General features: G+C 51.3%; 11 protein-coding genes and 1 tRNA gene. 7 read left to right on the forward strand and 5 right to left on the reverse strand.

Annotated features, from left to right (window positions below):
- Positions 1-25: 25 nt before the first annotated feature.
- Positions 26-442 carry an acyl-CoA thioesterase gene (locus AC3QL0_RS09600; RefSeq protein WP_493008281.1) on the reverse strand — a complete coding sequence of 139 codons (417 nt, stop codon included), beginning with the start codon at positions 440-442 and terminating at the stop codon, positions 26-28.
- Positions 443-638: 196 nt separating this feature from the next.
- Between AC3QL0_RS09600 and AC3QL0_RS09605 the strand changes: the two genes are divergently transcribed.
- Both AC3QL0_RS09605 and AC3QL0_RS09610 read left to right on the forward strand, forming a co-directional pair.
- Positions 639-1,031, forward strand: coding sequence for a nuclear transport factor 2 family protein (locus tag AC3QL0_RS09605; RefSeq protein WP_493008282.1), 393 nt, complete (start codon positions 639-641; stop codon positions 1,029-1,031).
- A gap of 1 nt (position 1,032) precedes the next feature.
- The gene (locus AC3QL0_RS09610) at positions 1,033-1,863 is read left to right on the forward strand and encodes an ankyrin repeat domain-containing protein (RefSeq protein WP_493008283.1); all 831 of its coding nucleotides are present in this window, start codon (positions 1,033-1,035) and stop codon (positions 1,861-1,863) included.
- Positions 1,864-1,916: 53 nt separating this feature from the next.
- Here AC3QL0_RS09610 and pdxR read toward each other — a convergent pair whose 3' ends face one another.
- Positions 1,917-3,425 carry a MocR-like pyridoxine biosynthesis transcription factor PdxR gene (pdxR, locus tag AC3QL0_RS09615; protein WP_493008284.1) on the reverse strand — a complete coding sequence of 503 codons (1,509 nt, stop codon included), beginning with the start codon at positions 3,423-3,425 and terminating at the stop codon, positions 1,917-1,919.
- A 175-nt stretch (positions 3,426-3,600) separates the two neighbouring features.
- Here pdxR and AC3QL0_RS09620 point away from each other — a divergent pair, with 175 nt between their 5' ends.
- From AC3QL0_RS09620 to glyA, 5 genes are all read left to right on the forward strand, one after another.
- The gene (locus AC3QL0_RS09620) at positions 3,601-4,434 is read left to right on the forward strand and encodes a YggS family pyridoxal phosphate-dependent enzyme (protein WP_493008285.1); all 834 of its coding nucleotides are present in this window, start codon (positions 3,601-3,603) and stop codon (positions 4,432-4,434) included.
- Positions 4,431-5,279, forward strand: coding sequence for a pyridoxine/pyridoxal/pyridoxamine kinase (pdxK, locus tag AC3QL0_RS09625; protein ID WP_493008286.1), 849 nt, complete (start codon positions 4,431-4,433; stop codon positions 5,277-5,279). The genes AC3QL0_RS09620 and pdxK overlap by 4 nt, the downstream gene beginning before the upstream one ends.
- A 71-nt stretch (positions 5,280-5,350) precedes the next feature.
- Positions 5,351-6,589: a tryptophan synthase subunit beta gene (gene trpB, locus AC3QL0_RS09630; protein WP_493008287.1), complete on the forward strand. Its 1,239-nt coding sequence runs from the start codon at positions 5,351-5,353 to the stop codon at positions 6,587-6,589.
- A complete protein-coding gene (gene trpA / locus AC3QL0_RS09635; RefSeq protein ID WP_493008288.1) occupies positions 6,582-7,439 on the forward strand; it encodes a tryptophan synthase subunit alpha in 858 nt (285 codons plus the stop codon). Before trpB ends, trpA begins: the two co-directional genes overlap by 8 nt.
- Before the next feature lie 9 nt (positions 7,440-7,448).
- Positions 7,449-8,717: a serine hydroxymethyltransferase gene (gene glyA, locus AC3QL0_RS09640; RefSeq protein WP_493008289.1), complete on the forward strand. Its 1,269-nt coding sequence runs from the start codon at positions 7,449-7,451 to the stop codon at positions 8,715-8,717.
- Between the two features lie 34 nt (positions 8,718-8,751).
- Here glyA and ptsJ read toward each other — a convergent pair whose 3' ends face one another.
- The 3 genes from ptsJ to AC3QL0_RS09655 all read right to left on the reverse strand — a co-directional run bounded on the left by ptsJ (position 8,752) and on the right by AC3QL0_RS09655 (position 11,099).
- Positions 8,752-10,047: a MocR-like B6 salvage transcription factor PtsJ gene (ptsJ, locus tag AC3QL0_RS09645; RefSeq protein ID WP_493010973.1), complete on the reverse strand. Its 1,296-nt coding sequence runs from the start codon at positions 10,045-10,047 to the stop codon at positions 8,752-8,754.
- A 126-nt stretch (positions 10,048-10,173) separates the two neighbouring features.
- Positions 10,174-10,968, reverse strand: a complete 795-nt coding sequence (locus AC3QL0_RS09650) for an aldolase (protein ID WP_493008290.1) — start codon at positions 10,966-10,968, stop codon at positions 10,174-10,176.
- Between the two features lie 57 nt (positions 10,969-11,025).
- Positions 11,026-11,099: transfer RNA gene (locus AC3QL0_RS09655), tRNA-Cys, on the reverse strand.
- Positions 11,100-11,163 lie beyond the last annotated feature (64 nt).

Here is an 11,163-nt window from a genome sequence, read left to right on the forward strand (position 1 = left end):
GCCATCGTCACGTTATGTATTATCCTTAGTACAGCGAAGCCAATGCTACTTTGGCTTGATCCGTTAATGGCTTTTTCTGACGTGTTTGTTTATCTGCCAACACAATCACCGTCTTTGCGACAGCGGCGCATACATCCCCCGAGAAAATCACCTGTTCAGTCGTAAAGGAACTATTGCCTATATGGGTTACTTTGGTACCTATCACCACTGAACCTGGCCAATTAATTTCTGCCAAATAGTCCACAGAAATATGCGCCAACATGAACATACTGTTTTCATGATCCAGCCCATATTTGGGATCAAACAAGATCTCTACCCTACCCATCTCAATCAACGTGACATAGACCGCATTATTCAAATGCCCTTGCGAGTCTGTATCACGAAAACGCAATTTTTCTACGGTATGAACGGGATAATCTTTTAAATCATAATTTTTTTTCATTGTCTCTTTATATCCGTACAACAGCCACTATCTATACCAGATAGACCAAATTTTAGGGCTACATCCCTTGATTTTTTATGCATATTAAAAACGCTGATGTCTGCACTCGTAGACATCCCTTGCGTCTGCAAATCAAGCATCGCCCTTTATACTACAAAGCAACCCCATTACGTTGCCGCACCCATAGGGAAAAATCATGAGCGCTGTCAGCATACACACCGTGCTAGACCAATTACTGAATCAACAACACCTGCCTTTAGAGGACGTGATAAATCGCCACTTCAGCCCCCACTATCGGCAACGTACCAATGGCGTTTGGGATGATCATGCTGCTTTCAGTCAGCACATACGTAAACTGCGTGAAGTGGTAGAGTCAGCACGTATTGAGGTACTAGACGAATTACACGATGGCAATCGTTACGCTGATAGGCACTGCGTATATGTGACTAAGCGCGATGGGTCCACTGTGGTGCAAGAGGTGTATTTGTTTGGTGAGTTAGATAGCGATGGCCGTTTTCTACGCATAGAAGAAACGACGCTGATGCTAGAAGGTGATGAAGCTGACCGAAATATAGGCAGCGTGAAATAACATGACAGACGACAACTCATTACTCTATGCCTGCGTCATCAACGACCTAGCTTTGATCAAAGAACGACTAGTAGACGTAAAACCCGCGCAGCTAAAAAAGAGTACGCAAGAAACCGGCACCCCATTGCATGCTGCTGCATTGAATGAAAACAAAGAGGCTGTTCGCCTATTGCTTGCCGCCGGTGCAGACATCGAACTGGGGAATTTCCTACGCAATAACGCCATGCTGGCATGCATAGCAGCAGGCAAACTGGAAATGGCCAAATTCTTAATAGAGCAAGGCTCTGACATCAATAAAAAAGGCTGCCAAAACCGCAATGCATTAAGCCAATTGCTGTGCTATGCCTGGGATAGAGACTTTGCCAACTACTTGGTAGAGCAAGGGTGTGATGCCACACAAACCTCGCGCGACAACTACAGTTTGCTAAACGATGCTGCATGCCAGAATAATGGCGATGCCATTGAGTTTTTTCTGCAATTTCCGGTAGAACCTGCGCAGTTGAGTTCGGCTCTGTGCTGGGGAATCATCAAAAACGCCCCTACAGCAGTCAACATACTTATTAAAAACGGTGCCAATCTGGAAGACATGTACGCCACCAGAAAAGGCTTAGAAAAAGGGACGTACCACTTAGCTGCGCTACACGAAAATGGCGTGGAGCTTATTCAACTGCTGCAACGTCACGGCATAGATTTCTCTAAAGCGCCAGAACGAGCCACGGTAGTCAGGCTAGATAAAACCAAACTCAGCCCCTTGGAATACGCCAAAGCGCATTATGCCAAATGGCCTGAGGCTAGCTATTTGACGGCGAATATTGCAACGATGGAAGCATAAGGGTTAACCGCCCGTCTCTTGATGCATAGATAAGTGTTTGACGTTAAGCTGCTCTAAGACAGCGGCTTTTTGTACGGCTTTAACGCCTGCAGTACATGCGCCAGTTTTTTAACTCCCACCTCCATCTCACCTGGCGTATGGGCAGCAAAACCCATTAAAAACCCGGCCTTATGCTTGGTTGATGCATGTAAAGCCGTTAAGCCCAACAGATCTATACCCGCGCGTTTTGCGGTCTCAACGGCTACTGCCTCAGGAATATCCTGAGTCAGTATGCACGGCATTTGCATGCCCCCTTTAGGCACGCGAGGCTCTAGAAAATCAGCCAGATATGTACGTACCAAACGCTCTAGCACATCACGCCGCTCGGCATAAACAGCGCGCATGGTACGTATGTGCGCACCGAAATGTCCGCCTTCTATAAAACGCGCTAGCGTTAGCTGCGGCAATGGCGCACTATGCCCGTCTAACAAGGTGCGAGCGATGGTCATCGGAGCCACCAACTGCGGTGGCAACACCATATAGCCTATGCGTAAGCCCGGAAATAACGACTTGCTGAATGTACCGATGTAAATGGTACGTTCATGCGGGTCTAACCCTTGCACACAAGCTGTAGGTTTACTGGCGTAGTGAAATTCACTGTCGTAATCGTCTTCGATAATCCACGCCTGCTCACGCTGCGCCCACTCTATAATGGCCAAGCGCCTCTCTAGTGCCAAGGTCGCACCCGTGGGAAACTGATGTGAGGGCGTTAGAAACACAGCTTTGGCGGCGACCTCAGGCTGTGCTGCCTGTAGCAGCTCTACCTTCATCCCATCCGCATCCAAGGGCACAGGTACGCACTCCAGCCCTGCCGCATCAAAGGCTTTACGTGCACCGTGATACACAGGATCTTCCACAAAGATTCGATCTCCGGCATCCAACAGTACAGTGGCGCATAGCGTTAGGGCTTGCTGCGAGCTGGTCAGCACCAACACACGATCTGGCGTAGCGTGTGCCCCGCGTTCTAAATTAACGTAGTCAGCAATAGCACGGCGCAGTGACTCTACGCCCTGCGGCTCACTGTGCAACAAGGCTTGGGTGCCATATTCTTTAATTTCTAAGCGCTGCAAACGCTCCCACGTATGCAAGGGGAAATTGCGCGTTTCCGGCACTCCAGGCGCAAAGGCCCGAGGCGCCACAAAGTCTCGTAAACCGCCGCTGTTAAACATCGCACTGCCCCGTTGGCTTAAGCGTAAAGCCGGTTTGGGTGCACTGGATCGTCTGACTAAACCTCGCCCAGGTAAGCGCTGTACCTGCTCAGAGATAAAGGTGCCACTGCCTACGCGCCGCTCTATGAACCCTTCGGTATGCAATTGGCTGTAGGCCTCTTCTACGGTTCCTCGCGACACGCCTAAGGATTTTGCTAGGGCTCGCGATGCAGGTAACGGATGCCCTGCTTTCAATGCCCCATCCAGAATGAGCTGCCTTACGGCCAAGCGTATGCGCACATGCAGCGGCAAAGCTTCATGCACAGGATCACTCATCCATACTTTGACTGACTCTAGTTGGGCATGCTTAAACAATGGTCTATACACCTTAAAAAAAGTGGCTATGAATACTAGTCCATTTACGATGTATAAAACAGTTAGGTCTTTGTCGCAATGCCATGTTTCTAGTCAGCCACACATAGACCAATTCTTTGCTCTCTATCGTCTGCGCACGATAGCTGTTTCATCCTTGATCAAAAAGGGGTAAGTAATGTCGGAAGCTATAGGCACTCAAACCCGCCACGACAAACACGGGCTTTATCCTCAAGCCACTTCGGTTGAAGATTTCAAACACAACATTGCTGCGGTACAAGCCCGCATTGCTGCCGCATGCAATCGCGTAGGACGCGACCCAGCAAACGTGCGCTTGCTACCCGTTAGTAAAACCAAACCTGAATCTAGCCTGCGTCTGGCACATGCTGCTGGTTGTACGCTCTTAGGCGAAAACAAGGTGCAAGAAGCCTACCGCAAATGGGAGGCCATGCAAGACCTGACGAATTTGCACTGGTCTGTGATTGGGCACTTACAAACCAACAAAGCTAAGCTAGTGGCAAAGTTTGCCAGTGAATTCCAAGCCCTAGATAGCTTACGTGTGGCCGAAGCCTTAGATCGCCGCTTGCAAGCCGAGGGCCGATCCTTGGATGTGTTTGTGCAGGTCAACACGTCTGGTGAAGAAAGCAAATACGGCTTAGAGCCAGAAAATGTGCAAGCCTTTGTAGAACAACTACCGGCTTTCTCGGCACTACGAGTACGTGGCTTGATGACCTTGGCATTGTTTTCTGCCGAGGCCGAACGGGTACGCCAATGCTTTATCTTGCTACGTAACTTGCGCGACCAACTACGACAAACCGCCCCTGCTGGCATCAGCATGGACGAGCTTTCTATGGGAATGTCAGGTGACTTTGAAATTGCCATCGAAGAAGGCGCAACCGTGGTGCGTGTAGGCCAAGCCATTTTTGGTGCCAGACCCTTACCGGATAGTTACTACTGGCCTACTGCTGGCGCCAGCGATACCGACGACGCTCCACCTCAGGAACTGCCATGAAACCGCTACCCATTGATGTGGTGTCTATACAGTCTCAAGTGGTGTATGGTCGCGTGGGCAACAATGTCGCCGTTCCTACACTAGAAGCGTTAGGACTATCCGTTGCCGCTGTACCCACCGTGCTGTTTAGTAATACGCCACACTACCCGTCTATGCACGGCGGCCCTATACCCATAGAGTGGTTTGAGGGCTACCTACAGGATCTGGCTGCCAGGGGTGCTTTACGTTCGTTACGTGCGCTGTTAGTCGGCTACCTAGGCGACCCCTTACAAGCACTAACCTTGCTGCGCTGGGCACATAATTTGTCCAGAGCCGGCATGAATCCCCGTATCGTCATTGACCCTGTGCTGGGTGATCACGACCACGGCATTTATGTGGACGATAGACTCATACAAACCTACAGCCGTGACTTACTGCCTATGGCCGATGGGCTCACACCCAATGGCTTTGAGCTAGAGCAGCTCAGCGGTTTACCCGTACATGATGTAGAAAGTGTAATCAAAGCCGCTCGCAGTTTGCTCACGGCGAAGACCCAATGGATTGCTGTCACCAGCGCCGCACCTGATACATGGGTACCTGGCGAAATGAAAGTGATTCTAGTCACTCACACCGACACAGAGGTCATCACGCATCCGCGTATTGATGCAGCACCGAAGGGTACGGGCGATTTGTTCTGCGCCACTCTGACTGGCCATTGGCTAAACGGCACCAGTTTGGCTAAAGCCGTGTTCTTAGCCTGTCAGCAAGTGGTATTAGCGTTAAGCCATACCCAGCAAGCACAGTGCGCGGAACTGGTACTCTCACCGCTAGTTCGCTACCCCACTATGGCTGACATGCACATCTAGCACAGGGCGTGCTATCGCCCACTATTGATACCGCTATTGCACAGATCAGACGCTGTGCACAGGAGTCCCGCATGACCACACACTCGCACAGCGACCCGCTGGCTAAAGAAGGTTTTTTTGGCCCTTTTGGTGGCTGCTTTATCAGCGAAACCTTATCGCAAGCCGTAGAAGAATTACGTCTGGCCTATGAACACTATAGTCACGACCCTGTTTTTATCGCCGAGTTCACGGAAGAGCTAGCCAGCTACGTAGGTAGACCCTCCCCTGTTTATTACGCCAAACGACTGAGTGAAGAAACCGGCGGCGCGCGTATTTTTCTAAAGCGCGAGGACCTCAACCACACTGGCGCACACAAGATCAATAACGTAATCGGCCAAGCCATGCTGGCATTACGTATGGGGAAACGACGCATCATCGCCGAAACCGGTGCCGGACAACACGGCGTAGCAGTCGCCACCATTTGTGCGCGCTATGGTTTGGAGTGTGTCATCTATATGGGCAGCGAAGATATACAACGCCAAAACCCCAACGTACAGCGCATGAAATTGCTAGGTGCTACGGTAGTGCCTGTGTCTACGGGTAGCTGCACCCTTAAAGACGCCATGAACGATGCCATACGCGACTGGGTGACCAATGTAGACGACACCTTTTACCTCATCGGTTCAGTAGCAGGCATGCACCCCTACCCCACCATGGTGCGTGATTTTCAAACCGTCATCGGTAAAGAATGCCTACAACAAATGCCTACGCTTTTGCAACGGCTGGGTATGGCTCAACAGCAGCCCGATGTGGTGATTGCTTGCGTGGGCGGTGGCAGTAACGCCATAGGCATTTTCCACCCCTACCTGGACCATAAAACGGTGCGCTTGATTGGTGTAGAAGCGGCTGGTTTAGGATTAGATTCTGACCAACATGCTGCTTCCATCCAACGCGGTAGTATAGGTGTGCTGCACGGCAGCCGCTCGTTGATTTTGCAAGATGATCTGGGCCAAGTGCAGCCCACTCACAGCATCAGTGCCGGTCTGGACTATCCCGGTGTCGGCCCTGAACATGCTTGGCTACATGAAATAGGTAGGGCTGAATACGTAGGCATTACCGATGCTGAAGCTCTACGCGCCTTTCACCAGCTTTGCCGAGTAGAAGGCATTATTCCCGCGCTTGAAGCCAGTCATGCCGTAGCCTACGCCATCAAGCTGGCCGCTACGCTTACGCCAGAACAAGCCATCTTGGTCAACTTATCGGGTCGCGGAGATAAGGATATGGAAACTGTCATGGCTAGCACCGCCAACCAAGAGGGCCACCATGAGTAGAATCGCTGCCACCTTTGAGCGGTTACAGGCACAGTCCCGCAAAGCCTTAATTCCCTATGTAACCGCAGGCTACCCTTATGCGGATATCACCCCTGCCCTGATGCACGTCTTGGTAGAAGCGGGTGCTGATGTTATAGAGTTAGGTGTACCGTTTTCAGACCCCTCTGCGGATGGGCCAACCATACAAGCTGCTGGCGAACAGGCATTACGCCAAGGCATAGGACTACCCACCGTATTAAAACAAGTCAGCCAATTCAGGCAGACCAATAACGACACCCCTGTGGTGTTAATGGGCTACGCCAACCCTATAGAGCGCTACGACACCTTACGCCACGCCGGTGCCTTTGCTGAGGATGCCGCCAAGGCTGGAGTAGATGGCGTGTTGGTGGTGGATTACCCACCCGATGCATCCGAAACACTAGCCTCACAACTGCGCCAACACAGCATAGATTTGATCTTCCTGTTAGCACCAACCTCTACCGAGGCACGTATACAGCAAGTGGCCGAACGTGCGAGTGGCTACGTCTATGGCGTGTCCATGAAAGGCGTCACAGGCGCTAAAACCTTAGACACCACGTTGGTACAGCAGATGCTGTCACGCCTACGTCGTCACGTACACATTCCCATCGGCATAGGCTTTGGCATACGCGATGCCAGTACGGCCCGAACTATCGCTCAAATGGCTGACGCCGTTGTTATTGGTTCGTGGCTCATAGAAAGCCTAGCCAACAAACCTGCTGCCGAAGCACTAGCCGTTGCCAGTGACATGATTCGCGACATACGCCATCAGTTGGATCTGGATATGCCTGAGCCCGTGCGCAGCACTAAACAACCTTCTTTACGAACCTAGGATCATCACATGTACGATACCTCTCTCACCCTCGCAGAATTTGACCCCACGCTTGCTACGGCCCTACAAAAAGAACAACGCCGTCAAGAAGATCACGTAGAACTGATTGCCTCTGAAAACTACGCCAGCCCATTAGTGATGGCTATTCAGAACTCCGTCTTCACCAACAAATACGCTGAAGGCTACCCCGGCAAGCGCTACTACAGCGGCTGCGACAATGTAGACGTTGCAGAAGAACTCGCCATCGAGCGCCTCAAACAGCTGTTTGATTGTGACTACGTCAACGTACAACCGCATGCTGGCGCACAAGCCAATGCCGCCGTATTTCTAGCCTTGGCTCAACCTGGCGACACCGTGATGGGCATGAACTTGGCACAAGGTGGTCACCTGACACACGGCAACCCTTCTAACTTTTCAGGGCGCCACTACAAAATCGTGCCTTACGGCCTAGACCCAAAAACAGGCCTCATTGACTACGACGACATGGAGCGTATCGCCCTAGAAACTCGCCCCCGCATGTTGATTGGTGGTTTCTCAGCCTACTCCCGCCACAAAGACTGGGCTCGTATGCGCGAAATCGCTGACAAAGTAGGCGCGATATTCTGGGTGGACATGGCCCACGTTGCGGGTTTGGTCGCAGCAGGCGAATACCCGAATCCCATTCCCCATGCTCACGTTGTCACCAGCACCACCCACAAGACCTTACGCGGCCCTCGTGGTGGCATCATCTTGGCTAAAGGGCAAAGTGAAGAGTTCTACAAAAAACTGGATTCAGCTGTCTTCCCAGGCATTCAAGGTGGTCCCTTGATGCACACTATTGCGGCTAAAGCCATTGCCTTCAAAGAAGCTTTGCAACCTGACTTCAAGGTCTATCAACGCCAAGTCGTCACCAACGCTAGAGCCATGGCCGCCGTGCTTATGAAACGTGGCTACCAAATCGTTTCTGGTGGCACCGACAATCACCTGATGCTCATAGACTTGTCCAGCAAACCCTACACCGGTAAAGATGCCGATGCAGCGTTAAGCGATGCTTACATCACCACCAACAAAAACTCCGTCCCTAACGACCCACGCTCACCATTTGTGACTTCAGGCGTGCGTATAGGTACACCCGCAGTCACCACACGCGGCTTTGGTGTGGCGGAATGCGAGGAATTGGCAGGCTGGCTGTGTGATGTGCTGGATGCACTAGAGAACGGTAATCTGGACCAGGTAACCGCACGGGTACAGAAACAAGTTGTGGAGCTGTGCCGTAGATTCCCGGTATATGGCCGCTAATACACTAAAGGGGAGGAAACTCCCCTTTAACGCTCTACCCCAAACTACGCTTAATATCCTGCGCTAATTTTTCACATTGCTCAGGCGTGATATCAGAAATGGTAATGCGCAGGCCATTTACCGCATCGTCTACAGCAAGGCTTGCGCCGTGCCTGACCAACCAACCACGTCGTGCCAAGGCTAATGCAATAGACTGATCATCCACCTGCAAAGGTAGCCACAGATTCAGGCCATCGCCTTGCGTCTGGCACGCTATACCTTGCTGGTGTAACGCTTGCTCTAACTGTTGTCGGCGTTGGTGGTAATCGTGTTTGGCCTTAGCTAATAATTCGTTAGTCTGCGGCTGTGTGACGATAGCAGCTACGATGCCTTGCAATAAGTGGCTGATCCAACTGGTGCCCGAGGTTAAACGCAACCCCAACGCTTTAGAAGTTGCGCTATCACTCGCCACCGCGGCCACGCGCATATCGGGGCCCAGTGCTTTGGAAAATGATCTGACTAATGCCCAACGTATGGCATCGTTAGGGATCACTGAGTAATAGTTTGCGTTGGACAACAGCGCAAAGTGATCATCCACAATAATCAGCACATTGGGATACTTGGCCAACACCTTGGACAGAGCTTGTGCGCGTTTTTGGCTAAGGCTGCACCCAGTAGGATTATGCGCACGCGGCGTGATGATGACAGCTCTGGCGCCTTTGCTCAGTATCGTCTCTAACTCATCAACCAACATGCCTTCACTGTCTACACTCACGCCGGCTGCTTGAAAGCCAAGCGCCCCCAACGTATGAATGCTGCTTAAGAAGCACGGGTTTTCTACTGCCACTTTGTCCCCCGCCACCAAGTAAGCACTAAGCAATCGCTCTATGCCATCCACGGCACCGTGCGTTAGATCCACCTCAAAGTTAGGCGGGCAGTCTGGTGCCATCCATTGCTGTATGTAGGCCTTTAGCTCTGCATTTACCGTAGGCTCACCATAGAGTTTGGGTGTGTACGCCGTACGCTGCAAGGCCGCCGCCACATCTGGCAACCAGGCAACGTTAGGGTTGCCGCTGGCCAAGTCGGTCAGTGGTGAGTCTGTCTGCGCCCCCTCTTGTTCACTGGGCTCGTATTGGTTACGGATGATGGTGCCAAGGCGGCCATGCGTTGTGGCTATACCAGCAACAACCAAGCGCCTATAGGCAGACGCTACCGTATTTCTAGCTACTCCTAATTGCGCCGCTAAGTCACGCACGGGGGGCAACGAATCGCCTGAACGCAAGGTTTGGGATTGTGCCAAGGCACGTACACACTCGAAGATTTCCGCAGCTGTTTTGCCTTGTATCACTATAGTGTTCCAAAAAAAGGCAGATCTGAATGGGCCAGAATAGCTATTGTCTGCTCTGGTAGTAATACAGAATTTTGCCATAGCCTAGAGGTCGATGCGACCTAAGGAGCGTCTACCTTATTTTGCTAGTTAACGAATGCAATCAGCGTTATGCGGATTCTTTAATGCGCGTCGTACGTAATACTGAAAAGCAATGCTATTACGTTTAGGGCGCAACACCCAGTCGTGTGCCTCTTTACCTAAGGCTGGGTCTATGGCTTTAATTTCCCCAGCGCTACTGGCTAACAACTGCATACGAGCAGCGCGTTCAAACGCCAACGCCAACACACAGGCTTGTTCTACACTGGCACCAGCCACCAATAGCCCGTGGTGCGACAACATCAAGGCACGTTTATCGCCCAGTGCTGTGGCAATCAGCTCGCCCTCTTCATTGCCTACAGGCACACCCGGCCATTTCGCCACAAAGGCCACATCGTCATACAGCACACAGTTATCCATGTGCGAGATGATTAACGGCTGCTCCAACATACCCAACGCCGCTGTGTGCACCGCATGCGTATGGATGATGCATTGCACGTCTGGCCTAGCCCTATACACCCACGAATGAAATCGGTTGGCCGGGTTAGGAATACCCTTACCCTCGAGCACGTTTAAATCTTCATCCACCAACAACAGATTATCTTCAGTGATCTCATCAAACCCCAACCCCAATTGTTGGGTGTAGAACTCACCGGGTTTACCTGTTCTGCCCGTAATCTGACCCGCCAGCCCAGAATCATGCCCGTTATCAAACAGTATGCGACACGTAAGCGCCAACTTTTGTCGTAGCGAATACGTGCTATCTGCGAATTGGTGATCGATTTGGGTAGACGATTGCTCCACTAACGTGGCTTTGTCTAATTGGAAAGTTGTGGGCTGGGTCATTGCGAGTCCTTAGAAAAAACATTTCAAGACGATTACGGCAATTGACCAGCTGAAAGATGGAGGCGCGGGCTGGAATCAAACCAACCTACATGGATTTGCAGTCCACCGCATAGTCACTCTGCCACCGCGCCATATTTTGTATTGGTACAAAATCAATTATGATCTAAGTCAAAATAATTAGCAAGCATTCTGCCG

Source organism: Paenalcaligenes sp. GW821-LYS-B07-1, from assembly GCF_058803365.1.

Bases quoted from the DNA above. Each gene is read 5' to 3' on its own strand.
- trpA (WP_493008288.1), top strand. From the start codon at position 6,582: ATGAGTAGAATCGCTGCCACCTTTGAGCGGTTACAGGCACAGTCCCGC.
- glyA (WP_493008289.1), top strand. From the start codon at position 7,449: ATGTACGATACCTCTCTCACCCTCGCAGAATTTGACCCCACGCTTGCT.
- trpB (WP_493008287.1), top strand. From the start codon at position 5,351: ATGACCACACACTCGCACAGCGACCCGCTGGCTAAAGAAGGTTTTTTT.
- AC3QL0_RS09600 (WP_493008281.1), bottom strand. From the start codon at position 442: ATGAAAAAAAATTATGATTTAAAAGATTATCCCGTTCATACCGTAGAA.
- AC3QL0_RS09605 (WP_493008282.1), top strand. From the start codon at position 639: ATGAGCGCTGTCAGCATACACACCGTGCTAGACCAATTACTGAATCAA.
- pdxK (WP_493008286.1), top strand. From the start codon at position 4,431: ATGAAACCGCTACCCATTGATGTGGTGTCTATACAGTCTCAAGTGGTG.
- AC3QL0_RS09610 (WP_493008283.1), top strand. From the start codon at position 1,033: ATGACAGACGACAACTCATTACTCTATGCCTGCGTCATCAACGACCTA.
- AC3QL0_RS09650 (WP_493008290.1), bottom strand. From the start codon at position 10,968: ATGACCCAGCCCACAACTTTCCAATTAGACAAAGCCACGTTAGTGGAG.
- AC3QL0_RS09620 (WP_493008285.1), top strand. From the start codon at position 3,601: ATGTCGGAAGCTATAGGCACTCAAACCCGCCACGACAAACACGGGCTT.